Raw genomic sequence first — 25770 nt, forward strand, 5'->3', positions numbered from 1 at the left:
CGCTGAGGCGAGTGCAATTTTGTACAGCATCATAGAAACGGCTAAAGCGAATGGACTTATCCCGTTCGATTACATCGAACACTGCTTAGAGCAATTATCCTACCCTGATTGTGACCTCAACAATCTCGTACCCTGGCAGGTTAGGCTAGACAAGGCGTAGTTCGCCGGACGCATACTGAGAACTCAATAACAACTCAAGTTACTTAATATCGCAGCCCCACAGTTCTATCGACGGCTGCGCAGTAGTTGGCTCGCCCACCCAGTAACTCATGGGGTGACATTGTTGTTCGGTATTGGCAGACGAGACACACAACTGATAATCTCCAGCCTCAGGCGTGCGCCCCAGCTTTAGCATAGGCAGCACGGGCAACGTTGGCTTATATTGCCAGCTGCCATCAATTAACACAGCATCTGCAGGGATTTCCATTCCGGCGCCGCTGCCTTTGACTCTAGCTTGCTCAAGGATAAAGCCGTCAGGCAATAGACGATAATCTTCTGCCCAGCGCACTTTCTCAATAGTATGCGTCCACGACAAGGTCATCTGCTCAGCAGGAACTTGTGCCCAAATGCTGCCTGCTAAGCCTAAACACAACCCTAGCATTAGCCTTCCTGCGCCAAACGTTTTAACTTACGAGCGCGCCATGCGTGTTGCAAAATAAACGCCAGTGCCAAGCCAAAACCAATTTCATCACTTAATGGCGTGGCTAAAATTAAGCTGCCACCTGCAATAAAGCCTAAAATACGCTCCCACATATACAGTTTTTGTAATAAGTAGCCGGTAAAAATAACACCCCAAATACCAATGGCAACCGTAGCCTTTAACACTACAAATATTGTGGCAAGCACTCCGCCACCTTGAAGCATTAACGCTGGGTCGTACACCGCCATAAACGGAATAATAAATCCGGCAATGGCAATACGAATAGCCCATAAACTGATTTTTAAGCCTTTCTCTTTGGCGATGGGTGCTGCGGCAAAACAGGCCAATGCTACTGGCGGTGTTAAATCGGCCATAATGCCAAAATAAAACACAAACATGTGCGACACAATTAACGGTACGCCTAGGTCTAATAATGCCGGCGCGGCAATAGAGCTAGTAATAATGTAGTTAGGGATTGTTGGAATACCCATGCCTAATACTAAACACGTCACCATGGTTAATACCAAAGACAAAAATAGATTGTCTTGGCCCACAGCCAAAATGTAACCCGCAAAGGTAGAAGCAATACCGGTTAACGACACAATACCAATGATCACCCCAACCAGCGCACAGGCGATACCTACAGGCACCGCATGACGTGCACCTTCAACTAAAGCATGCAAACACAGCATTAGGGTTTCTTTGCCGCCTTTTACAAACCAGCTAATGACCACCAGCAAAGCAATAACCCCAAATACGACACCTATGCCTAATTGGAAAAAGCCGGCACATAACACGCCTAATGCAATCCAAAAAGCAAAACGCATTATCTTTGACGACACATTTAAAATAATCGCCGAACCTAGAATCACAATAGCAGTGAGTGCTAAACCGACCATGCCAGAAAACAGCGGCGTACGGCCAGAAAACAGTAAACCAATTAGGATAAATAGCGGGATAAGTAAGTACCAGCGCAACTTAATAGCCGCCCAGGGATCAGGACATTGGTCTTTCGGTAAGCCCGATAAGTTGGCACGCTTAGCTTCTAAATGCACCATCCAAAACACTGAGCAGAAATACAATACCGCAGGGATCATTGCCGCTTTAGCAATTTCAATAAACGGCACGTTAATGGTTTCGGCCATAATAAAGGCCACTGCGCCCATAATCGGCGGCATAATCTGACTGCCCATACTCGACGTAGCTTCTACCCCTCCGGCAAATGCAGACTTATAGCCAAAACGTTTCATTAATGGAATGGTAAATTGCCCTGTAGTCACCACGTTGGCCACCCCAGAACCGGTAATGGTGCCCATTAATGCCGATGACACCACCGACACTTTTGCCGGGCCGCCAACCTTATGGCCAAATAATCCCATCGCAAAGTCGGTAAATAAGCGGATCATTCCGGCTTGCTCTAAAAATGCACCAAACAGAATAAATAAGAAGATATAAGTGGCCGACACATACGTTGGCGTACCATATAACCCTTCAGTACCAAAGGCTAATTGGTTAATGATCTGGTCAATGCCATAACCACGATGCATTAACTCGCCAGGCAAAAATTCACCGAATAATCCATAAGCGAGAAACAAGCCACAAATGATCGGCAAGGCAATTCCCATCACTCGTCTTGCCGCCTCAAACACCAGCACCACAAGTACGGTACCGATAATCATATCGCCTTGAGTAAGGTCGCCTGAGCGCTGAATTAAGTCAGCCTCAAACACCCACTGATAAGCTGCTGTCGCCATGCCTGCTAAGCCAAGTACCCAGGCTAGAGGTTGCCAGGGTTTGCTTTTACCCCATCCTGGGTAACTGATAAACACCACTAATAATAAAAAGCCCACGTGTACAGCGCGTAAAACCTGGGTTGAAACCGGATGAAACGCTGCGGTAGTGATTTGGAAAATAGAAAAAACCAATGCCACCACAAATAAGGCTTTTGGCCAGTCACGAGTGTCGGCACTTAAGCCTTGCTCTGACATTGTGTTCTGGTTAATGGATGGATCGCTCATGGTATGCCTCTGTACTAACTACAGCTAAAAATCGATATGCCTAAAAACAACTAAGCGCTTGTTTGGTATGTATTATCCAAACAAGCGCTTCAAGAGTAAAAACATTGAATTACAGCGCATTCACTTCTTTGTAGTAGCGCTCTGCACCTGGGTGCAATGGAATCGGTAAGTTTTTAGTCGCGTTGTCTAAACTGATATCTTTCGCTGCTGAGTGTGCAGTGCCTAAACGTTCTAGGTTGTCGAACATCAGCTTAGTCATTTGGTACGCCACTTCATCAGACACTTTGCTGTGAGTTACCAGTAAGTTTTGAATCGCAACCGTACTGACATCCTCAGTTTGGCCTTCATAGGTATTAGCAGTAATCACCCCAACCTGGTAAGCAGGGTTATTGATTTTAGCAACCACATCTTCAGGAATCGCCACAAAGTTAATGTCCATTGTTGCGGCTAGGTCGCGAATAGCCGCCATACCTAAACCAGATGATTGTAACGTGGCATCAAGTTGACGGTTTTTAATCAGCTCGACAGACTCGGCATAAGGTAAATACTCCACTTTACCCATGTCGTCATAGCTTAAGCCAGCAGCAGCAAAAATAGCGCGGGCATTAAGTTCAGTCCCCGATTTAGGTGCACCAACAGAAATACGTTTACCTTTTAAGTCAGCCAACGTCTTGATGCCAGCATCTTTATTGGCAACGATTTGAATAAAGTTAGGGTACGTAGATGCAATGATACGCAGGTTTTTCAATGGCGCTTTAAAACCCGCTTCAGTATCGCCTTCCCATGCAGCAGACACAGAGTCACCTAGTGCAAGCGCTAATTCACCACGGCCAGCTTGTAATAAGTTAAGGTTTTCGACTGAGGCTTTAGTGGCTTGTACTGAAGTTTTAGAACCTTCAATACCGTTACTGTAAAGCTGAGAAAGCGCAACACCGATAGGGTAGTAAACACCACTGGTACCGCCGGTGAGAATATTGATAAAAGTAGGAGCGGCCATCACTGCGGTACTGATTGATAACGCAGCCGCGGCGCTTATCATGCAAAAGCGTTTAGTTAATTTCATTACAATATCCTTATTTCTTATATGGTTATCTGTCTTATTGTGCTGATACCCTAACACCGACATTCAGTGTGATCTATATAGACTAAAGGCTAATACCGCTAATCTAAATATTATTTGTTTTCGATTTCAGTCACTTCGGTTGTCGATGAAAAAGTCTCAATCAAATTGAAGGTGCTAATAGCGTGTTTTATCGTCCATTTATGGGAACAATAATGCCGTCATCTCGAGTATAGTTCGCTTAATAAAAAAGGTGCCAATAATGTGGGCACCTTTGATATTTGTATTGGTGTGAGCGGTATTGATGTAAGAGGTATTGGTGCTCAGTGACGTTGTTTTAAAGCCATCACAACTTGGTTATTCGCAGGCCAGTTCGTTACATGCCCATGCAATTAGCATAGTAAGTCACTGTGGCAGGCCAATCAGAAAAGATTCCTATCACCCCCACATCTTTAGCTAACACATCAACCAACTCGTAAGTGTCACCTTCATTATCTATCGCATCTGCAATACTTTGATAATACCAACCGCCACCGCCCTGGCTGAGTAAACCTGAGCGCTCTAGCGACCAGGCAATCATTTTCAATCCTGCAGCATTAGCAGCATTGGCGTATTCAGACGGCACAATGGCGTTATTGTCATCTAAGGTGACTAACATCCATAATGGCGGCGCAATAATCTTCACCCCGTCTGCAGCTAGAGTGTCCATACTCGGTGACCAGGTCGCACTGTTTTGTGGATCAAATCCAGCTTCACTATCACGACCATCAAGGTATACCGCTTGTTCGGCAAACTCTGGCGCGTTTGCTATCCAGTATTTCACATCATCTAAATTGAATGATTGCGGGAACACCTGCGACGCATCAACTCCTGCGGCGCCATACTCATCAAGCATTTTTTGCGCATAATCTTGTTGGCTAAAGCCATCAAACGGCATACTTACGCTGGCAGATTTAAGCTCTGGGGTCATTTTTACGCCAGCCGATTTAAATAATTCGATACTTTCAGCATGAGTCATTAACGTGCCGGTACCTGCATAGAGGTCTGTGCGCCAGCTTGGCGTGCCATCCATAAACTCGGCTACCGTGGTCGCTTTAGGATTAAAGCCGTCCATCTTGCCTTTTAAGGTTTTAAATTCTGCAAGGCTGATATCGCTAGTACAACAGGTCGCGGTTGCGCTAACACCGTTTGCAGCGTCGGCAGGTGTAAATGGCACAGAGCACTTATTGGCTAATGCCGGTATCGCTAAAATATTGGTGGTTGTGGCTAAATCACATTGTGAATGACGGCATACCAAGGCTTTGTCGTTGGTAAAGGTAACGTCACACTCAACAATACCTGCACCTGAATCAATAGCAGCTTGATAGGCTTCTTTAGTGTGCTCAGGAAATTGCATTGAGGCACCACGGTGACCAATAGAAAAGTCGGTACGATAAAATGGGCCAGACTCGCATTGCGCTAATTGGGTTTTCAGTTCACTGTCTTGCATTTGATCCACTAAAAAAAGTGGTCTCGGCCCCACTTGCGCGCTGACACTTTTATCAACACCCGTTGCAGCGGCACTATCGCTGTCGTTGCTGTTACACGCTGATAAACAGATTAAACTGCTCAATATTGCCAACGCGCCTAATGCCGTCTTGTTGTTCCTTGTCATTCCATTGCTCCTTAACTGTAATCATTAATCTAACGTTACTGACGGTGTGTTGCACCATTTAAATCTAGCCACTTATTTGCATGGCATAGATTGTGTAGATGGCATAGTCTATTGGTTAAATATGAAAGAAATAATGAAGTTATATGACACTTCTTGAGGTCACCATGGCTAAAGCAACACTTTATTATGTTCACGACCCTATGTGTAGTTGGTGCTGGGGTTACCGCCCTACCTGGGACATGCTGCAACAACAACTGCAACGTGAGTTTGCTGAGCAACTTGATGTCACCTACCTTGTCGGCGGCTTAGCGCCTGACTCAGCGGAGTCAATGCCAGAAGCGATGCAGCAGATGCTTGAGCAGACATGGCAAAGAATTAACCAACAATTAGGCACTCAGTTTAATCACGATTTTTGGCGTGTATGTCAGCCACGGCGCTCGACCTACCCTGCTTGTCGAGCTACTTTGGTCGCGCGCCAATATGGCCAGGAGCAAGCCATGGTGAATGCCATTCAGCATGCTTATTATTTACATGCCAGCAATCCCTCTGATACTGAGGTGTTATGTGCATTGGCCGCAACATTAGGCATTAATACTGAGCAATTTAAGCAGCAATTATTAAGTGAACAGACTGAACAGCAACTGCAAAAAGAGATTCATTTTGCCCGTAAACTGCCAATTCAAGGATTTCCGTCGTTAGTGCTCGTAGCCAATAATCATGCTTATCCTATCACGCTTGATTATCAACAATGGCAAACCAGTTTGGCTGACATTCAAGCGGTGTTAGCTAAGATTTAGGTGATGCTAGGGATTAGATTCTAGGTTCTAGGCCTAAGCTTGTGCGGGCGTTTCGCTTTAATTAGCAATATCCTATACTCTTGCGCGTTGAACACGACATGATATCTAACATGAGGCAATGAATGGCAAATCGTAAGCGCGGTTTTTTCGGATGGACCTGGTACGTAACATGGCGTTTTTTAGCATTACTGACGCTATTGTTGCTATTACTCAGATTTGTCCCGCCACCGACAACGTCATTTATGCTGCAAAGCGACTATCCGGTGTCGCAACATTGGGTCAGCATTAATGAGCTACCAAGCCACATACCGCTCGCCATGGTGGCATCAGAAGATCAGCTTTTCCCCGATCACTTTGGTGTCGATTTTAGCGCTATCAGTAAAGCTCTTCAGCAATACGATGACGGTCAGGGCCTGCGTGGTGCCAGCACCATTACTCAACAAACCGCCAAAAATCTTTTATTGTGGCCAGGACAAAGCTTTGTTCGTAAAGGATTAGAAGCCATGTTAGCCGTAGGGCTTGAGGTCATTTGGGGCAAAAAACGCATTTTAGAAGTGTACGTAAACGTGGCCGAATTTGGCAAAGGTATTTATGGCGTAGAAGCGGCTAGCCAGCATTATTTTAATAAACCCGCCAAATATCTTAGCAGCAAAGAAGCGGCAAAACTGGCGGTATTATTGCCAAGCCCGCGTAATCGTAATCCAAACCATCTAACGCCTTACCTTAACCAACGTGTCGTATGGGTTGAGCGGCAAATGAAAGAACTGGGCAGCGCTTATTTAACCCCTATTCTTAAATAGCCTGAACTTAAGCAACCTGCTCTTAAAGAATCTCCTCTTAAAAAATATAAAATGAGCAATATATTGCTCATTATTCAGGTCTTCGTCATTAACTGCGCAATATCTTGCGCAAAAGGCACTAATCTGCCGACTCTCTAGCACTGCTGAACGTTCAAGATGAAAGCCTTAATTAAAAGGATTTGAGCCATTTTTACTGGTAGAATGCAGCCTTATTCCTATTGGCTTTACGATAAAGGCAGGCTATGACCGTTCTTCTGATGACCCCTCCAATGACCCAACTTAATACGCCGTATCCAGCAACGGCATATTTAACCGGTTTTTTACGTTCACGAGGCTATGAAGCGGTACAGCGAGATCCTGCAATAGAGTTGTTTCTTGAAATGATGACCGCGCCGGCGCTGGAGGTGATCCGTCAACATGTAGAAGAGAACTTCGAGCACTTTGAAGACGATGAATTACCCGATGCGGTGTTTGATTTTTTAGCTGAGTTTGATCGTTATCATCTTACCGTTGAGCCTGCTATTCGCTTTTTACAAGGCAAAGACCCCAGCCTAGCCATGCGAATTAACACCCGTCGTTTTTTACCCGAAGGCCCAGCATTTGAAGCCATCGCACAAATGGAAGCCGTGTCGGGTGACGTACTGCAAGCGGCCTTTGGTAACCTTGGCGTGCAAGATAAAGCCAAATTTCTCGCCACATTATTCATTAACGATCTGTCGAACGTCATCACACAAGGCGTTGACCCTTACTTTGAAGTCAGTCGTTATGGTGAACGCTTAGCCGCCGCCAACCCAAGCTTTGATAATTTATACGACACCTTAATGGGCGAACCAAGCTTCAGCTCAGATATTTTAGAACAACTCGTTGAGCAATATTTAGAAGACACCCAGCCTAGCGTGGTGGCATTAACCGTGCCGTTTCCCGGTAATATGCTTGGCGCCTTACGCATTGCGCAAACCTGTAAAGCCATTAACCCTGATTTACCTATCGTTATGGGCGGCGGCTTTGTCAATACCGAGCTACGGGCATTAAAAGACCCACGGGTATTCGAATTTGTCGACTATATCTGTCTTGATGACGGCGAACGTCCGCTAATTACTTTACTTGAGTATTTTGAAGGCAAGCGAGGCATTGAAGAGCTAGTACGCACTTACTTTCTCGCAGAGGATGAAAACGGTGAACCTTACGTTCATCTTAATCAAAATACTGAGTTACATGACATTCCCCAATCTGAGGTCGGCGCACCAATATACGATGGCCTGCCATTAACCGAATACCTGTCGTTATGCGAAATGCTCAACCCAATGCACCGCATCTGGAGTGATGGCCGCTGGAATAAATTAACCATCGCCCACGGGTGCTACTGGCGCAAATGCAGCTTTTGCGATGTCAGCTTAGATTATATCGACCGCTACGATACCGCTGGCGCAGATGTTCTGGTCGACCGCATCGAAGCGCTTGTCGCCGAAACCGGGCAAACTGGTTTTCACTTTGTTGATGAAGCGTTACCGCCAAAAACCTTATTCGCATTCGCCAAACGCCTGATTGAACGTAACGTGGTGATCAGCTGGTGGGGCAATATTCGTTTTGAGCGCACCTTTAGCCCAGCACGTTGCCAGCTATTGGCCGACTCAGGTTGTATCGCAGTCAGCGGCGGCCTTGAGGTGGCGTCAGACAGATTATTAAAACTGATGAAAAAAGGCGTCAGTGTTGAGCGCGTTGCCCAGGTCACCAAGGCGTTTAGTGACGCTGGCATTTTGGTACACGCTTATTTGATGTATGGCTTCCCGACTCAAACTGAACAAGAAACCATTGATGCATTAGAAATGGTCCGCCAGTTGATGCAACAAGGTTGTTTCCAGTCGGCTTACTGGCACCGTTTTGTTGCCACAGCCCACAGCCCAATCGGCATGAACCCAGAACAGTTTGGCATCACGCTTGATCCACGCCCTGAGGTATTTTTTGCTGAAAACGATGTCGACTTTACCGACCCAACTGGCACCGATCACGACATGCTCGGCGAAGGCCTGCGTAAAGCACTTTACAACTACATGCACGGCATCGGCTTCGACCAACCCATGAGCTTTTGGTTTGATCAACGTGTGTCACGCACCACGATGAAGAAAGACATGATTTCAAAAGCGATTAGCAATTTTATTTTGAGCCAAGAAGAGTAAATAGAAAGGTTTGGGGTTAACTCAACAGTCATTCCCTGATGTCGTCTTTCCGGCAATGCTTTTGAGCCGGAGATCAGGTGTTTGTACTGATGACCTACGGCTACGCCAATGCTGGAAATGCTGGAACAGTCAAATTCGTTAGATTGGCAAACCATGACATTCACTCACCGACACGCACAAGTACATCCATGTAGCTCAACCGCCACGTCCATGAGGCGGACGGTCGCCTCGCAAATCATCATGATTCAGCTTCTCGGCATTATCTTAATCTGCAGAAATTAAAAACGCAGTTAAAAATTAATAATGGGTGGCACGGTTAATTAAGTTTGCAGACTTGGCTTTCGCCTCTCAAATGGTCAATATGGAACATGCTGGAGAACAGCTAAACTCAGATCGTTGGCCGAATCTATCTGGACTTTATGGACGCATTAAAGCACGACCTTCAATGCACATATTATTACCCGGAGAACAAAAAATACTATCGACAATGAAAGGGACTATAAGCGAGAATTAATCATCAAGCTTAGTTGTAGTTATGAGCTTTTGCATTTAGTTCTACACATAGCGGTGAAGTCACCGCCTTCATCGAAAAAATTAGCTTATTATTCAATATTTTATAAAAAATTTGTAAAAATCACTACATCCAATATACCGGATAGTGACGTTTGGGGTCAGTAGAAAGATTATTGACGACTAATGCTACAAGTAAAAGTAATATAGTCCCTATAAATACAGGCATAAGCGCGTAGAGAAAACCAAGTTGGTGAACATTTTCGCCACCAATGACAGCAATTAGTGCAGTAGCACCACCTGGTGGATGTAACGTTCTTGTGAGGTACATTAACGCAATTGATATTGATACCGACAACGCACAAGCTAGCACCATATAATCCATAAATATCTGATAAACAGCAACGCCGATTAAAGCTGACAACACACTGCCACCAATTAAGTTACGTGGTTGTGAAAACTCAGCCAAAGGCGCGCCATAAACCAATACTGCAGAAGCCCCAAAAGATCCGATAACAAACATGCTACCAATAGGGCTTATTGCAAAGTAAAAAGCCAGACTAGCGACTAAATAGATACCACAAAATGCACCTATCCATGACCAAACAATTTTCTTGAGTGGTTGCCTTGGTGGACAGATATCCTTAGAACGCATACGAGTAAAATAGAATCTCATTATGTTAATCCAGACTTAATAGCGTTAATACATAAAATAATTAAAATTAGATACTTAAAACCTATTATGGTTTAAGCCTTAGCACATTATGTATTCTAAATATGCCAATATATTAAGCAACACTTATTTAGGCTTTAACACTTTAATGATAATTTCTTGTACTCTTACTCGCAAAGAGCGTAGGAACGCTTTTTCTGAACTTACTTGAGGATAATCTTTATTGATCATCGTGTATCCATCCAAGTATGTAATCAATAACTTAACTATATCAACATAGCTTTCTGGTATTCTAACTGAGATCTTTTTTTCACGCTTAGTGTTGAGCATTCCTAGATTAAGACCAGCATCACGTATGCTTTTATCTACTACTTTTGATTTAGGCATTTTCACATCTTATCCTCAACAGCTTTTGAGCTAACGCCAAAGTTTATTCACTTTTCAAACTCAAGCAAGATATTGGTTAATGTTGACTTATCAAATGCAATAGCATAGCTAAAAGGCAATTAGCTATGCTAAATTTTATAGAAAAATCAAACTGGTAAACAAAGGAACCAATATGATTGGCCCCTTATAACGTCTATCCCTTTTTCTTTCGGACTTTGACTATGACTGAATCATTTGAGTCTTTTTTCAATTTGCGTTTCTCTTTCAATGACAACAAAGGTTTTTTCATCTCATGTTTAGACATATAATTCACCTAATAATAATTAAAATATTAATAATGCTTATTTAATAAATAAAACTAAATATGTAAGATAAAAACCATCGCCCTCCTTGATTTATTGTGCAACTCATCTGAAATAAAATACTAGTTCTAAATCAAAATAAACTATTAGTATAAAATCGATAACTCGTGGTTAAATCAACTTTATTTATAAAAAAACTAATAGAAGAATCACACCATAAAATTAAATAATGGTTTATTTATGAATAAATACATTTAATCTATAAAATAGATGGACGCAGTGAAGCGTCCGCTTAAGCGGGGAATTTTAGGGCAAAGCTCCCTAAAAATGTAATAGAGTAGGATGTAGGATTAAAATTTTTCATAACGCCAATATAGCACCTTAAAAAATAACTTCAAGCACATTTAAGACAATTAAATACAACCGTTTATAACTGCTGTATAGATAAACAATATTCATTCAATAAATATCAATACTATAAACTAAAATCACCAGCCCTTTCAGGTTGATAGAATATTTCTTTAATTGTAATTTTTATTAGCCCTCCACCAGGCTTAGGCCATTCAATTTCATCACCTTGACAAAGCCCAAGTAGCGCACTCCCAACCGGAGCAAGAATTGATATTTTATCACCTTTTAAATCAACATCTTTTGGGTAAACAAGTGTCATTGAAAACTCATCACGGGATGACTCTACAGTAAACTTAACGGTTGAGTTCATTGTCACTATTGTAGGCGGCATTTCAATCGGCTCTACGATGCTTGCACGAGCAAGCTCTTCTTCGAGCTCGCTTATTCCGACCATTTTTTTTGTCGGTAATGACTCTATTAATTTAAATAGCCTTTTCGCATCCAATGATGAAATCGTTATCTCAGGTCTGTTACTCATTTTTTCCTCGAACTATATAAAATTCATATTTTAAAATCACTCTCAATAAAAAATAAAACAGAGTATCAAGTAAGAGTTTGTAAATTTAATTAATCCCTGTAGTTTTATTAGAATATATTTTACATATCAAAAAAGACGATACCGCTAGTTCATTAAAAATACCTTAATAAACTAAAAAATTTAACTTTTTACAAATATTATATGACATAAATATCAGGGGCTGATTACACTTTTTGACCAGCGCCCAAAATAATCTCTTCCCTGAAATCATCACTCCAATAGGCTCGATTAAATTTCTGATTCAGGCTTGTTTTAGCGGGATGTAGTTTCACTAGATTTAATGCCTAACGCCTTAAAATAGCCAGAATACTGGTACCATCTTCTGCTTATGATTTATATGGGAACAGCAACCTGTAATCTTATCGAGATGTTTAAGCATAAAGAAAAAAGAGCGCTATTTGATCATACTGGCAAGATCAATCAAATTATTTTTATCTCTTTGTTTTTAAAGCCGATGTATGAAAAGCGATCGAGCATGATCAGCCATCAGGGTATAACGCAGGCATGTACCTTCTTCGCATTTAAATAACAATCTCTGTCTATGTTCAGATTAATTATCCTATCGCTGTTTTAATACAACAATTATTCACTTGCTATTTATGCAAAAAAACAGCATAAATAACGATTTTTTAAAAAAGAAATGCGTTAGAAAACTACATGAGTTAATCGTCTCTTTCGTGAATCTGACAATGTTCAGCGGATCAACCAAGCATTAGCCAAAGACCTTATTTTTAGTTGACATAAAGCAAATTTATAAAAGGAGTTATCATGAGTCATCCCCTTTCTAAAGAGGATTTTATAGATCAAGTTGCGCAGCGTAATCCTAACCAGCCAGAGTTTATTCAAGCTGTAAATGAAGTTATTGCCTCCATCTGGCCATTTTTAACAAAGAATCCTCGTTACCTGCAAAATGGTCTACTTGAACGGTTAGTAGAACCTGAACGACTTGTCCAGTTTAGAGTGAGCTGGGTAAATGATCTTGGCCAGGTACAAGTCAATCGTGGGTTTCGTATCCAACACAGTTCTGCTATCGGTCCTATAAAAGGGGGAATGCGATTCCACCCTTCTGTAGATCTCTCTGTGCTCAAATTTCTCGCCTTTGAACAGACCTTTAAAAATGCCCTAACTACACTGCCAATGGGCGGAGGTAAAGGTGGAAGCGATTTTAATCCAAAGGGCAAAAGTGAAGCTGAAGTGATGCGCTTCTGCCAAGCACTGATGTTGGAGCTCTATCGGCATTTGGGTGCTAACACCGATGTGCCGGCCGGAGATATTGGTGTTGGCGGACGCGAGGTGGGCTACATGGCAGGTATGATGAAAAAGCTTACCAACAGCGCCGAGTGCGTATTTACTGGCAAGGGGCTTTCTTTTGGTGGCAGCTTGATCCGCCCAGAAGCCACTGGTTATGGGCTACTCTATTTTGTCGAAGCCATGCTAGCCAATAAAGACCAGTCACTGGCAGGCATGACGGTATCAGTATCCGGATCTGGTAACGTGGCGCAATATGCTATAGAAAAAGCAATGGAATTAGGCGCCCGAGTTATCACTGCTTCTGATTCTGGTGGCACTGTTTACGATCCGTCAGGTTTTACTCCTGAGAAACTAGCTAGACTAATGGAGTTAAAAAATGAGCAACGTAAGCGTGTAGCAGACTACGCCTATGAGATGGAGCTAGAGTATTTTAGTGACCGCACACCTTGGCATCTGCCGACGCAAGTCGCTTTACCTTGCGCAACTCAAAATGAATTATTGGAAGAAGATGCCAGAGCGCTAATAGCTAATCGCGTGATCATGGTAGCCGAAGGAGCGAATATGCCTAGCAGTGCTGGAGCAGTTAAAGCCTTTCATGCGGCCAAAGTGCTATTTGCACCTGGTAAAGCTGCCAATGCTGGCGGAGTAGCAACTTCTGGGCTAGAAATGAGTCAAAATGCTCAACGTCTTTCTTGGAGCAGAGAAAAAGTAGATACACGACTCAAGGAGATAATGCAAAGTATTCACGCAACGTGTGTGAATTATGGTACAGATCCTGAAGGTCATGTGAACTATGAGAGTGGAGCTAATATTGCTGGTTTCGTCAAAGTGGCCGACGCCATGCTGGCGCAGGGGGTTTGCTAGTTCCGTACATCATTAATGAGTAAATAACCTCAACTCGGGCTAAGAGATGGTATAAATACGCTAAATTCAACACCTTTAGCCTAGTTTATAGCAAACTTGCTATTTGTTTTGAAAACAAGGCGCATTAACACGTCAATAGCTGGCCTATTGCACGTTAATGTAACGCAATTAGCAAGAAAAAGAGCTGTTTGGTAAGCGTTTATTATCTCGAGCTGAGGTTAAACAGACTAAAGCAAACAACCCGCGGGTACAGGTGTAGTACAAACGTTAATGTACTCTACCTACTTGTGATAATCGACTGAGTTACCGCCACTATAACGTTTTTGGCTGTAACTCAGATAATTGAAGATCTAAAAATTGATAAATAATAGATAGTAAAAATTCTAGGGTCTGTTGATCTTTCAAGGTTATTTTTGCAGCGAATTATTGACTATCTGTACAAGGCAGAGACTTCAACGTGTAGTTGTTCTACATAAAAAGTCGATAACGCAGTAAAAATCAACAGACTCTAATATAAGATCGTAAAAACAGAACTGCGGTTCCCAAATGCAAGCATTTTGCAATTAATCCGTAGTTCTCAGCGGTGTTTTTAAAACTCATTATGACTCCAATGGTGGGTGTGCACTAACAACTTATTGAATGGCTCGCCAAATAAAGCCGACCGTTTAAGTTATTGATTTATAATCACCCTATCAGAATAATATTAGATAAACGAGTATAAATTGCAAAGTGAGCTTTGATACTTATGTATTATCGAAAGTGATCAATAACTGCAATTTCCCGATTAGTAAAAGTAGCTCAACACGCTATTCACTGCTCTATGCCTCTTATCGATTGTAACTGATAAAGGGGCAGAAATGAGTTAGTTATATTGTCTTTAAAAGGACAAATTCAACTCTAAACTTGAGGCCGTTTGAAGAAAATGACGTGAGCTGGCCATGGACGGCCAGCTAGCTTTAGAGGGGAAGGGACGCCCCATCTGAAGCGTTAGCATTTTCAAATAAGGCCGAAGCTGGTTACAAATGAAGTTAAAAGCTGGATCTAACCACGTCGCGAAATTATCGCTTTTCAGATAATTTTGATGTGGCGGCTGGGCCAATTCTTTTATAGAAAATAAAGAGGGAATAGCCGTTAATTCCCTCTTGGTCTGGTGTGGGCGAAGCGCCACGACGTTAGTGGCCATAGTCTAAACACATAAACGAGCAAACGCAGTTATCGAGCCCGAACCCATATTGATTTATGTTTTTGCATTAAACGGCAGTTCGTTTACAAGCTTTCTAAGAATATTTGCCAAGTAAAAAATAACAACCACAGAAGACCAAGAGTAAAAGCTACATCTTCTTTCATCGATGAGCCAAGCTCTGAGCTATTGTCACCAAAAAAGTACCCTACCGGTTTGGAGTATATGACTGCCGCTAAGCATAAACCTGGCACAAGATAATACTGCACCCAATCTTCAATATATATTCTTGTTTCATAGGCACCCGTTACAACATAACTGTGCCCATAAATGAGTAAATAAACCACGTAAGCAAGTACGAGAATAATGGCAAAATACTTAGCCCATTTCCATTTTTTTAAGTTATCCGAAAGCGATAAATCAAATTCATGATTTGAGTAAATATCAAAACAGATCAATGGCAGTATGAGTAAACAAATCCCTAAAAAAGTACTCAAAATTTAAATAACTCCATGTAAAGTAAAGCCTCATTAACCACGCCATCCATTTTATGATAAATCAACATAACGGCTTTTAGCTTAGATGGCGACAATCTTTAGCACAATTCAAATCTATTAATTGATCTTAATTATCAACAGTCTGAGCACGCTATTTCTTTAATCACTCTTGCGGGATTACCGCCGATGACAACATTGTCGCCAAAACTCTTGGTTACCACAGCGCCTGAAGCGACAACAACATTATTGCCTAACGTCACACCGGGATTGATCGTAGCGTGGCCACCAATCCAACAGTTGTGGCCTATGGTTACTGGTTTGCCGTACTCTACACCGCTGTTTCTTTTAATAGGGTCGAGTGGATGCGTGGCAGTATAAATTCCTACTTGAGGTGCGATTAAACAATTATCACCAATTCTAACTTCTGCAACGTCTAAAATAACGCAGCTAAAATTGGCATAAAAATTTTCACCGACATGTATGTTTACACCGTAATCACAGTTAAATGACGACTCAATATGAATGTTACTCCCTGTCGAGCCAAACAATGATTTAACAATGTTCACTCGTTTATCAGCATCACTCACACTGGTTTGATTTAACGTTTCGGTCAATAAACGGGCTTTTAGGCGTAACGCAACCAACTCCGCATCACTGGGATCATAATACTCTCCGGAGAGCATTTTCTCTTTTTCTGTCATATTCCACTCTATTCAAACTAAGCTAAAAAAAGGCTAAAAACGAGGTCTATATGGCCATATTATTACAGAGCAACAAAAATTAGTCATACTACCCATTTTTTGTAGCCGTAGTTCAACTTTTCAATACTTGTTAAATATATGGAGATAGCTTTCTGCACGATTAAAATGTATAAATTAATGTTAATTATCAACAATCTGAACCCTAAAGGAAACGGTAAGCCATGCTTTGATCAGCCGATGAGCTTTGGGTTTAACCAACCTTTGAGGCGCACTATAACCCTACTTAATATAAGAAAAGGTCAGTAAAACCAAGATTATAATATACTAGGTTGATTTCTGATTGTTCTGCATAGAAAATAGCGCCTAGCTAAACGGATATATACCGTGATAGTTAATACGATAGTCAAAGCGATAAATAACGCATAGGAACGGCAATAAGATGATGACAAAATGGGCGACACGTTTTTTACAGATGGCCGAACTCGTAGCATCTTGGAGTAAAGATCCCTCCACCCGAGTAGGTGCGGTAATTACTGAAAACAATCGCATCGTATCGTTAGGCTTTAATGGTTATCCTCACGGAATATCTGACAGCGCAGAAACCGATAACCGCGAAATGAAACTGCTAAAGACACTTCATGCTGAAGAAAATGCCATATTGCATGCAAAACGCGATCTCAGTAGCTGTGAAATTTGGGTGACTCACTTCCCCTGCCCTAACTGCGCTGCCAAGATTATCCAAACCGGATTGCGCGCCGTACATAGCCCAAAACCCAACGACGACTTCCTGTCACGCTGGGGAGACAAGATTAAAATCAGCGAAGAGATGTTTGAACAAGCTGGCGTTGAAGTCGATTGGATGCAAGTAGATTAACCCTATTTTTCAGCGTCGTTCCGGCAATGGGGCGGACAGTCGCCTCGCAAATCACCATGCTTCACCTTTCCGATGAAGTATGTCATCCAGCTTTTGAACAAATTGAAATAGATGACCATGTTAATTGTCTGATATTAATTGTTTTTATTCATTTCGCTCTGATAAGTTTTCTTTAACGATCTGAGAATCTTGTTGTGCAAAGAACTCTACTTTAAATTCAGTATCTTCAGTCATCAACTCAACTTTATGCCAGTATTCTGGTGGTGAAATAGCAACACTTCCGGCTTTGACTATAAGCTCTTGCTCTATCGCACCGCGACGTTCTTTAAAACCAAAAAACCTTAACTCCCCAACGGTCACGCAGATTCTCCCATAAACTCCGGCTTTGGTATTATGCTCGAAAAGAAATAGCTTCGGGATATTATCCTTGTTCATTAAAAAGGTGGTTTTGTAGTTTACAAAATCAGCGGGAATAACATTATTTTCTTTGTTCATATTGTTACCTCAATTAATGATAGATTTTTTTATTACAGGTGACCATTTGGCTAGCCTCAATAACCGATTTAAAAACTAAAGAAGCCACCAAAATAACATCATAAATAAAGTGACTAAACTATGCCACCCCGCTTTTGAACAAGTAACATAACTCGTTTTCATTGCTTTAGCGAGAGTTCGGCGCGATGCACTCAACGCATCAATTTCTATCAATATGTCTAAATAATTGGAATGGGCGACCATGTTAATAGTGGAAAGCAGAAGGTGATAATCGTTATGTTCTAACGTCAAAATGGACGATGAATAAAGCCTTTGGTGTTGTGTACAGTGAACTTTGGTTTTAGAGGCTGACGGACGCGCCCACCTGGCGCGTGATGAGTTTGAAGTACTGGGTGAATAAAGTAGCCACCCAGCACTTGAACAAATTGGAATGGGTGGCCATGTTAATTCTAGCTATGTTAATTCAAGGTGTGCTTCGCTAGACGCTTAGTTTACTTCTAATAAAGTTTCTATTATTCTGATTTTGTTATGGATTACTTAAGATTTAAATCCAGCCGCAGTCATCAATAATTTAAATCCCATAGATACTATGCCTAACGAAAGTACACTTATAACCCAGATACTTATAAGCCATAACCATTTCTGGAGTGTGCTATTAAGTTTCATTTTAACCTCCCTAATGATTAATTAGTGGTAAGCCTCGCCTTCTTTTACTTTTCCGGCGAAGACGTAATAACTCCAAAATGTATATGCAAGGATCATTGGAATAATGATCAATGCACCATAAAGCATGAAACTGAGGCTTTCTTTGGGGGCTGCAGCTTGCCATATTGAGATGTTAGGAGGAATGATGTTAGGCCATAGGCTAATCCCAAGACCTGCAAAACCAAGAAAAACAATCATTAATGCCATTAAAAACGGGGATGTTTCTTTTTGCTTTTTGACTGAATCAAATGTTTTCCAGCACAAAACAGCCGTCAGTAAGGGCACCGGAGCTAATAGGAATAAATTGGGTAGCGTAAACCAACGTTCGGCAATGGATACGCTAGTCAGTGGTGTCCATACACTCACGACAATTATAGCAACAATAAGTAAGCTGAGAATTTTAGGCACTAAAGTAAATATGGTCTGTTGCAGATCACCTTCAGTTTTCGTTAGCAACCAAGTGCTACCAAGTAATGCATATGCAGCCAACAGACCAAAGCCACAAAATAGTGGGAATGGAGCGAGCCAATCTAACTGGCCACCTGTAAATATACGACCTTCAACAGTAAATCCCTGAACCACTGCACCAACGACAACACCTTGACAATAGGTGGTAATAATTGAGCCTACCATAAATGCACGATCCCAGAATTTAAGGTGACTTGGTAGTGCTTTAAAGCGAAACTCAAAGGCAACACCCCGAAAAATTAGTGCCACTAACATCAGTGTAATTGGGATGGTTAACGCTTCAAGAATTATCGAGTAAGCCAGAGGGAAGGCGCCAAATAGCGAAGCGCCACCAAGTACTATCCACGTTTCATTACCATCCCAAACCGGGGCAACACTATTAACCATGACATCTTTTTGTGAACTGCTTTTAACAAAAGGCATCATAATTCCTATGCCTAAATCAAAACCATCCATGAAAATGTACATCAAGGTAGCAAAGATGATGATGCCAAACCAAACAACCGAAAGATCTAATTCCATAAAGATTACCTCAAGTCATGCCGTAAATTTAAAGTCGACCAGAAATTGTCGAAATTTCATGGGAACCAGTGTTGTGAGCATCATCTAGCTGAGGCCCCTGTTTCATTTGGCGCATCATGTAGAAGTAGCCAAACCCAAAGACGAGGCTGTAAACAATGAAGAAACATAGAAGGCTGATACTCATTTGTAAGTCACTATGGGCCGATACTGCATCTTTAGTTTTCATCAATCCGTATACAACCCAAGGCTGACGGCCTACTTCGGTAGTAAACCAACCCGCGAGTATAGCAATTAACCCAGCGGGCCCCATTAAAAGAGAGAACTTTAGATACCAACCTGTATTATAAAGTCGCTGTTTTTTACGTAGAACAATACTGCAGAAACCCTGTAAAATCATAAGCATTCCAAGTAATACCATAATTCTAAAAGACCAAAATATAACTAGTGAGTTAGGTCTTTCGTCTTTTGGAAAGTCTTTCAATGCTGGAATGGGTTCTACCAAACTGTGTTTGAGTATTAAGCTGCCAAGTACGGGTATTTCAAGCGCAAAGTCTGTACGCTCTTTTTCCATATTCGGGAATCCAAACAGAATCAATGGACTTGGGCCGCCGTCAGAGTTATCCCAATGTCCTTCTATCGCTGCAATTTTTGCAGGTTGATGTTCTAGCGTATTAAGGCCATGTATGTCCCCTATATAGGCTTGGATCGGTGCGACTAGAACTAACATCCACATTGCCATCGAAAACATTTTCTTAACTGGGCCAGTTTTGTTGCCCTTGAGCAGATGCCAGGCTGCGCAAGCACCGACAAATAAAGCAGTGCTGAGAAATGCTGCAACACCCATATGAACTAATCTGTATGGAAATGAAGGGTTAAAAATGACTGCAAACCAATCGGTTGGGACAACTTGACCATTGATAATCTCGTAACCGGTTGGGGTTTGCATCCAACTGTTAGAGGCGAGGATCCAAAAAGTAGAGAGTATGGTCCCCAGAGCGACCATACAGGTAGCAAAAAAGTGTAGCTTATCGCCTACTCGTTGCCAGCCAAAGAGCATAACCCCAAGAAAACCAGCTTCTAAGAAAAAAGCAGTCAGCACTTCATAAGTGAGTAGCGGCCCAGTAATACTACCGGCAAAAGATGAAAAACCACTCCAATTGGTTCCAAATTGATAGGCCATAACAAGGCCTGAAACAACACCCATACCAAAGTTTACAGCAAAAATCTTTGACCAAAAAAGGTAGAGGACTTTGTAGTCAGGATTACGTGTTTTGAGGCTTAACCCTTCTAATACAGCAAGGTAGCTAGCCAGCCCAATGGTTATTGCTGGAAAAATAATGTGGAAAGATATTGTAAAAGCAAACTGTATCCGTGCTAATAACAAAGCATCGAGCTCAAACATAAACTAGCCTTATTCATTTTAGAAGATGGCATATTAATGGATGGCCAAGGGTATAAGTAGGCACAGAAATTAAGTCTAAATATATAACAGATGGTTTTTATCGGTGTTATGATTTAGAAGGTATTAATTGTTATGGTGAATTCGAATTGGCAAAGTATGAAGATCTGGTTTATCAACTCAAACGTCAGATAAAATCTGGAGTCTGGCGTGCGGGCGATAAATTACCGTCGCTTAGAAAACAGTCTGAACATAGTGGTCTAAGTTTGATGACAGTTTTACATGCTTATCAAGTCTTGGAGTCTCAAGGTTATGTGGTTTCTCAAGCGCGTTCAGGCTATCGTGTGACACCTGAATTAAAAGAAACCGAACCTCATCGACATATTGCGGTGTCGTTAACTGAAAAAGTTGATATTAACGACTTTGTGTTTGAAGTGCTGCAAGCAGGTCGTAACCCGTATATGGTTAATTTTGGTTTCGCGTATCCAGATCCTAGTTTGTATCCACGCCAACAAGTTAATCGCTCGCTAATGTCTGCCGCCCGAAATCTACCAATTTCTAGTACATTCGATAATTTACCGCCTGGTAATGAAGAGTTAAGAACGATCCTTGCTAAACGGTATGCGACGAGAGGAGTTAACATATCGCCTGAGGAGATTGTGATTACCGCCGGCGCACTCGAAGCGTTAAATCTCAGCTTGCAAGTGTGCACCAAACCGGGTGATTGGGTGGTGGTTGAATCTCCCACGTTTTATGGTGCACTTCAATCATTAGAGCGGCTGGGATTAAAAGCCTTGTCGGTAAGAACCGATACTATAGCAGGAATTGATCTCGATGCTTTGGAAAAGGCACTTCAATCCCATGATGTAAAGGCGTGCTGGTTGATGAGCAATCATCAGAACCCACTGGGTTTTACACTAACATTAGAGAAAAAGCAGTCGTTAAATGATCTGCTTAATCGTTATAACGTGGCCTTGATTGAAGATGATGTCTATGGAGAGCTTTATCAAGAAGGCTCTCCAGTTATGCCAGTCAAACAGTTTGATCAAACTGGAAACGTAATGCTTTGTTCTTCTTTTTCAAAATCTTTGGTTTCGGGGTTTAGAATTGGTTGGGTAGCAGCAGGGAAGCGTGCGTTGGAGATGCAAAAGTTGCAATTAATGAGCACGCTAGCAACAAGCGCACCCATTCAATTAGCGCTAACGGACTATTTAAGTAAGTGTAATTACGAAACCCATTTAAAGCAGTTGAGAAAAAAACTGCATGAACGTAAGAGACAGATGGAGTGTTTGCTTACTAAGTACTTACCTTCAGGAGTGAATATAACGAGTCAGCAAGGAGGTTATTTTATTTGGGTAGAACTTCCGCTTGGAATTGATTCTGTGGATGTTTTTCATGCTGCTATAAAGCAAAACATCAGCATTGCGCCGGGAAAAATGTTTAGCGTAACCGAACACTACAACCATTGTATGAGATTGAACGCGTCCTTTCCACTGAATGATAAAACAGTACAAGCAATAATAACATTAGGACAAATAATCAGTGAATGTATGGTGGTGAATGCATCAAAAAATGAGCAACTTCGAAATAGCGAACCCAAGTTCTAACCCGAACGCTCTAATCCTCAAGATCTGATATAGATATAGCCTTCATTTCTGTATCTATTTTCGAAAGTCCTCCACTTTTATAATGCCGTTCCTTTATTTGTTTCCAAGGACAGTAGGACCTTGGGAATGGATTTTTACTACGTATCGGAAAAACCAATGAGTAATGTAAAAATAGCTGCACTACGTGCACTTCATTTGATGGATCTAACAACCTTAAGCGATAACGATACCGATGATAAAATTATCGAGTTGTGTAAGCTAGCTAAAACCTTTGCAGGTAATACCGCCGGCATATGCATCTATCCGCGTTTCATTCCTATTGCCAAAAAGCAATTGCGATCACAAGGTACCCCCAATATTCGAGTGGTCACTGTGACTAATTTTCCTCATGGAAATGATGATGTTGAAATAGCCGTTGCTGAAACAAAAGCGGCCATTGCCTATGGCGCAGATGATGTCGATGTTGTGTTTCCATATCGCGCGTTAATATCGGGTAATGAGGATGTTTGTTTTGAGCTTATTGAGCAATGTAAAGCCGCTTGCGGTAATGACATTTTCTTCAAAGTGATTATCGAGTCTGGTGAGCTAAAAACGCCTGAACTAATCAAAAGAGCCTCCGAAATATCCATTAAAGCGGGTGCTGATATGATCAAAACCTCTACGGGGAAAGTGCCCGTCAATGCAACGCTAGAAGCGGCTGAAATTATGTTATCAGTCATCAAACAGATGGACGTTGAAAGTCACGTTGGTTTTAAGGCCTCCGGCGGCGTTCAGACTGCAGAAGAAGCCAAACTATATTTAGATATGGCTGATAATATTATTGGGGAAGGTTGGGCCGATAACGCTAAACACTATCGTTTTGGTGCTTCTAGCTTGTTATCTAATCTACTTAATACGCTAGGTGAAGCAAAATAGACGTTGACGCTAAATATTAAATTGAGCACTTATGAGCGTTCCTATTCGACAAGATGTTACCGATAAATCTACGCTGCAGTAAACTATGCCACCTAGCTTTTGAACAATACTTAAACGCACAGCCAGCGCTGGCAGTTTGCAGCGCCTTGTCGTCGTTTTCGGTCTAAATGCTCACAATATTCAGTTAAAATAATAAAACAATGCCGCCATCATTTTACTGTTCTTCCCCCATTAAAACCAGCCATATATGGCCATGTTAATTTTGTTACCTGTGGCCAATTCCTAACGCTTCGCCACAGCTAAGCAATAAACCGTCTAACTTCATTACAGGTTAACCCTGACATTCACTCTGCGACTCTTAGCAATGATTTACTGGGTTCACTTGAGGCTAATCCTTACGTCGTTCCGGCATTGCAGTTAATGCTGTTAAGCCGGAATCCAGGTGTTTACCTTTTGCATTTTTAACCTGTGAGCCAATTCCTAACGCTTCGATACAACAAAGAGTGAACAATCTTACGTTATTATTAGCAAAGCCTGACATTCACTCTGCGACTCTTAGCAATGACTTTCAGGGCTTCATTTGAGGCTAATCCTACGTCGTTCCGGCAATGCTGTTAAGCCGGAATCCAGGTGTTTGCTTTGCATTATTAACCTGTGCCAATTCCTAACAACACTTAAACACAATGAGTGTCATTAATGGTTAACTATTGCCAGTAAACTTGTTTTCCATTGAAATTAACGCGGCAAGTATGCCACTAACAATAAATGCAACAATACCAAAGCTAAAGGCCACTCCAGCAAAGGCATAGAAACCGGGTGAATGATCAGCACCTAAGATCATTAGTCCATGTTCTAGTTGCGTGGGTTCTGTTGTTTTGCCAAAAAAGAAACCATAACCAGCAGAAAGTAAAGAAACGACGATGGTCAAACAACCACAAATAGCAATCAACCTAGCTGCAAAAAGTAACAAGCCTAAGTTATTAGTTTGAATATTTGAAAATGGGTAAAATTTCATACAAGTCCTTTGTAATTTGATGACTTACCTATGGGTATACTCAGTAAAGCCAGTCCGTTAACTTATTCATTAATATCACCCTACAGTTGCTATTTTATTATTGTAAAGCGATAAAAAACACTGGTAAGAGCAAACCGAGTTTGCATTATTATTTTAACAATGGGTGGTATGGCTAACGTTGTTAGATGCAAATTAACCCTACTTTTTACCGTCCTTCCGGCTATGCGGTTGAGCCGAAATCCAGGTGTTTGCTTTGCGTTTATGCCTACGCCAATTAGCGTCTTAATGCTTCGCCACAACAAAGAATGAACAGTCTAACTTCACTTTACTGGCAGGCTTTAAAAAGCTAGGTCAATATTGAACAAAAGCTTAACCATTGGCAATGTAATGGGTAAAACAATGGGTGTCATGATTAATTCGTGTCGCTTACAAGCTTTCTAAGAATATTTGCCAAGTAAAAAATAACAACCACAGAAGACCAAGAGTAAAAGCGATATCTTCTTTCATCGATGAGCCAAGCTCTGAGCTATTGTCACCAAAAAAGTACCCTACCGGTTTGGAGTATATGACTGCCGCTAAGCATAAACCTGGCACAAGATAATACTGCACCCAATCTTCAATATATATTCTTGTTTCATAGGCACCCGTTACAACATAACTGTGCCCATAAATGAGTAAATAAACCACGTAAGCAAGTACGAGAATAATGGCAAAATACTTAGCCCATTTCCATTTTTTTAAGTTATCAGACAACGATAAATCGAACTCGTGATTTGAATATATATTGAAAACGATCAATGGCAAAACCAGTAAACAAATGCCGAAAAAAGTACTCAAAATGCACATAACTCCAGAAATTTAACAATAAGTGACATGGTTAATGGGTTAACACTTGGGATATGGGCGACGTTTCGCGCGGACTATCCTTATTATATTTCTCTGGCACAAAACGATAATGGCCAGTTATTTTATAATCAAAAATCATATCATCAACTTCAGGGCCACGGCCAATATTATGGACAATCATAGGGTTACCTGATATTGGATTAATCCGATCTATGACTATCCCAATATGAGGTAAGTTACCTGGAAGCATCCATGTAACAATGTCTCCAACAGAGTAGTCGGTTTTATTATCACTAACGTTTAAATTTACACCATGTCTTTTAAAGAAGGTTTGTAAGGTAATACCCCCTAAAAATAGCTGATTTCAAAAGTAGAATTTTCTCGTAATATATACGCAGGGAGATTCTGCATGAAAACATCAAAATTTAGCGACAGCCAAATCCTAGCAATCCTTAAACAAGCCG

General features: G+C 41.5%; 23 protein-coding genes and 2 pseudogenes. 8 read left to right on the forward strand and 17 right to left on the reverse strand.

Features of this window, described 5'->3' with window-relative positions:
• On the forward strand, nucleotides 1-160 hold a 160-nt coding region (locus AC19MX_RS20190), incomplete at its 5' end, for a transposase domain-containing protein (RefSeq protein ID WP_498299701.1).
• Between the two features lie 39 nt (nucleotides 161-199).
• On the opposite strand, the gene AC19MX_RS20195 is transcribed toward AC19MX_RS20190, so the two are convergent.
• The 4 genes from AC19MX_RS20195 to AC19MX_RS20210 form a co-directional block, all read right to left on the reverse strand.
• Nucleotides 200-601, reverse strand: a complete 402-nt coding sequence (locus tag AC19MX_RS20195; RefSeq protein ID WP_498299686.1) for a DUF1850 domain-containing protein — start codon at nucleotides 599-601, stop codon at nucleotides 200-202.
• A complete protein-coding gene (locus AC19MX_RS20200) occupies nucleotides 601-2658 on the reverse strand; it encodes a TRAP transporter permease (protein ID WP_432400114.1) in 2058 nt (685 codons plus the stop codon). Before AC19MX_RS20200 ends, AC19MX_RS20195 begins: the two co-directional genes overlap by 1 nt.
• Before the next feature lie 109 nt (nucleotides 2659-2767).
• A complete protein-coding gene (locus AC19MX_RS20205; protein WP_498299687.1) occupies nucleotides 2768-3721 on the reverse strand; it encodes a TAXI family TRAP transporter solute-binding subunit in 954 nt (317 codons plus the stop codon).
• Between the two features lie 373 nt (nucleotides 3722-4094).
• Nucleotides 4095-5372 carry a glycerophosphodiester phosphodiesterase family protein gene (locus AC19MX_RS20210; RefSeq protein ID WP_432400116.1) on the reverse strand — a complete coding sequence of 426 codons (1278 nt, stop codon included), beginning with the start codon at nucleotides 5370-5372 and terminating at the stop codon, nucleotides 4095-4097.
• A 164-nt stretch (nucleotides 5373-5536) separates the two neighbouring features.
• On the opposite strand from AC19MX_RS20210, the gene AC19MX_RS20215 reads away from it, so the two are divergent.
• The 3 genes from AC19MX_RS20215 to AC19MX_RS20225 all read left to right on the forward strand — a co-directional run bounded on the left by AC19MX_RS20215 (nucleotide 5537) and on the right by AC19MX_RS20225 (nucleotide 9146).
• Nucleotides 5537-6169, forward strand: coding sequence for a DsbA family protein (locus AC19MX_RS20215; RefSeq protein ID WP_498299702.1), 633 nt, complete (start codon nucleotides 5537-5539; stop codon nucleotides 6167-6169).
• Nucleotides 6170-6291: 122 nt separating this feature from the next.
• Nucleotides 6292-6969 (forward strand): monofunctional biosynthetic peptidoglycan transglycosylase, encoded by a 678-nt coding sequence (gene mtgA, locus AC19MX_RS20220; RefSeq protein WP_498299688.1) that lies wholly within the window; start codon nucleotides 6292-6294, stop codon nucleotides 6967-6969.
• 242 nt (nucleotides 6970-7211) lie between these two features.
• Complete coding sequence (locus tag AC19MX_RS20225; RefSeq protein WP_498299689.1) at nucleotides 7212-9146, forward strand: B12-binding domain-containing radical SAM protein; 1935 nt, start codon at nucleotides 7212-7214, stop codon at nucleotides 9144-9146.
• Nucleotides 9147-9783: 637 nt separating this feature from the next.
• On the opposite strand, the gene AC19MX_RS20230 is transcribed toward AC19MX_RS20225, so the two are convergent.
• The 4 genes and pseudogenes from AC19MX_RS20230 to AC19MX_RS20245 all read right to left on the reverse strand — a co-directional run.
• Nucleotides 9784-10332, reverse strand: a complete 549-nt coding sequence (locus tag AC19MX_RS20230; protein WP_282109319.1) for an HPP family protein — start codon at nucleotides 10330-10332, stop codon at nucleotides 9784-9786.
• Nucleotides 10333-10455: 123 nt separating this feature from the next.
• Nucleotides 10456-10722, reverse strand: a complete 267-nt coding sequence (locus tag AC19MX_RS20235) for a hypothetical protein (protein WP_498299690.1) — start codon at nucleotides 10720-10722, stop codon at nucleotides 10456-10458.
• A 771-nt stretch (nucleotides 10723-11493) separates the two neighbouring features.
• Nucleotides 11494-11907, reverse strand: coding sequence for a nucleoside diphosphate kinase regulator (rnk, locus tag AC19MX_RS20240; RefSeq protein ID WP_498299691.1), 414 nt, complete (start codon nucleotides 11905-11907; stop codon nucleotides 11494-11496).
• 224 nt (nucleotides 11908-12131) lie between these two features.
• Nucleotides 12132-12290 (reverse strand): annotated as a pseudogene (locus AC19MX_RS20245) (ISAs1-like element ISSpu13 family transposase); the annotation flags it as partial.
• 445 nt (nucleotides 12291-12735) lie between these two features.
• On the opposite strand from AC19MX_RS20245, the gene gdhA reads away from it, so the two are divergent.
• Nucleotides 12736-14082 carry an NADP-specific glutamate dehydrogenase gene (gene gdhA / locus AC19MX_RS20250; protein WP_498299692.1) on the forward strand — a complete coding sequence of 449 codons (1347 nt, stop codon included), beginning with the start codon at nucleotides 12736-12738 and terminating at the stop codon, nucleotides 14080-14082.
• A 1266-nt stretch (nucleotides 14083-15348) separates the two neighbouring features.
• On the opposite strand, the gene AC19MX_RS20255 is transcribed toward gdhA, so the two are convergent.
• Both AC19MX_RS20255 and AC19MX_RS20260 read right to left on the reverse strand, forming a co-directional pair.
• Nucleotides 15349-15759 (reverse strand): hypothetical protein, encoded by a 411-nt coding sequence (locus AC19MX_RS20255; RefSeq protein WP_498299693.1) that lies wholly within the window; start codon nucleotides 15757-15759, stop codon nucleotides 15349-15351.
• Between the two features lie 134 nt (nucleotides 15760-15893).
• Nucleotides 15894-16460: a sugar O-acetyltransferase gene (locus tag AC19MX_RS20260; protein WP_498299694.1), complete on the reverse strand. Its 567-nt coding sequence runs from the start codon at nucleotides 16458-16460 to the stop codon at nucleotides 15894-15896.
• Nucleotides 16461-16899: 439 nt separating this feature from the next.
• Between AC19MX_RS20260 and AC19MX_RS20265 the strand changes: the two genes are divergently transcribed.
• Nucleotides 16900-17334, forward strand: coding sequence for a dCMP deaminase family protein (locus AC19MX_RS20265; protein WP_432400124.1), 435 nt, complete (start codon nucleotides 16900-16902; stop codon nucleotides 17332-17334).
• Between the two features lie 144 nt (nucleotides 17335-17478).
• Here AC19MX_RS20265 and AC19MX_RS20270 read toward each other — a convergent pair whose 3' ends face one another.
• The 4 genes from AC19MX_RS20270 to AC19MX_RS20285 form a co-directional block, all read right to left on the reverse strand.
• Nucleotides 17479-17829, reverse strand: a complete 351-nt coding sequence (locus AC19MX_RS20270) for a TehB family protein (RefSeq protein ID WP_350431830.1) — start codon at nucleotides 17827-17829, stop codon at nucleotides 17479-17481.
• 537 nt (nucleotides 17830-18366) lie between these two features.
• The gene (locus AC19MX_RS20275; RefSeq protein WP_350431831.1) at nucleotides 18367-18495 is read right to left on the reverse strand and encodes a DUF2474 domain-containing protein; all 129 of its coding nucleotides are present in this window, start codon (nucleotides 18493-18495) and stop codon (nucleotides 18367-18369) included.
• A 21-nt stretch (nucleotides 18496-18516) separates the two neighbouring features.
• Complete coding sequence (gene cydB / locus AC19MX_RS20280) at nucleotides 18517-19524, reverse strand: cytochrome d ubiquinol oxidase subunit II (protein WP_498299695.1); 1008 nt, start codon at nucleotides 19522-19524, stop codon at nucleotides 18517-18519.
• Between the two features lie 28 nt (nucleotides 19525-19552).
• The gene (locus tag AC19MX_RS20285; protein ID WP_498299696.1) at nucleotides 19553-20926 is read right to left on the reverse strand and encodes a cytochrome ubiquinol oxidase subunit I; all 1374 of its coding nucleotides are present in this window, start codon (nucleotides 20924-20926) and stop codon (nucleotides 19553-19555) included.
• A gap of 146 nt (nucleotides 20927-21072) precedes the next feature.
• Between AC19MX_RS20285 and AC19MX_RS20290 the strand changes: the two genes are divergently transcribed.
• Entirely contained in the window at nucleotides 21073-22530 is a 1458-nt protein-coding gene (locus AC19MX_RS20290; protein WP_498299697.1) for an aminotransferase-like domain-containing protein, read from the forward strand.
• A gap of 156 nt (nucleotides 22531-22686) precedes the next feature.
• Nucleotides 22687-23445: a deoxyribose-phosphate aldolase gene (deoC, locus tag AC19MX_RS20295; RefSeq protein WP_498299698.1), complete on the forward strand. Its 759-nt coding sequence runs from the start codon at nucleotides 22687-22689 to the stop codon at nucleotides 23443-23445.
• 700 nt (nucleotides 23446-24145) lie between these two features.
• Here deoC and AC19MX_RS20300 read toward each other — a convergent pair.
• The 3 genes and pseudogenes from AC19MX_RS20300 to AC19MX_RS20310 form a co-directional block, all read right to left on the reverse strand.
• Nucleotides 24146-24460 (reverse strand): hypothetical protein, encoded by a 315-nt coding sequence (locus tag AC19MX_RS20300; RefSeq protein ID WP_498299699.1) that lies wholly within the window; start codon nucleotides 24458-24460, stop codon nucleotides 24146-24148.
• A 426-nt stretch (nucleotides 24461-24886) separates the two neighbouring features.
• On the reverse strand, nucleotides 24887-25213 hold the full coding sequence (locus tag AC19MX_RS20305; RefSeq protein ID WP_498299700.1) for a hypothetical protein: 327 nt from the start codon (nucleotides 25211-25213) through the stop codon (nucleotides 24887-24889).
• Nucleotides 25214-25337: 124 nt separating this feature from the next.
• A pseudogene (locus AC19MX_RS20310) lies at nucleotides 25338-25643 on the reverse strand (DUF1287 domain-containing protein); the annotation flags it as partial.
• Nucleotides 25644-25770 lie beyond the last annotated feature (127 nt).

Source organism: Shewanella sp. MF05956 (assembly GCF_059758055.1).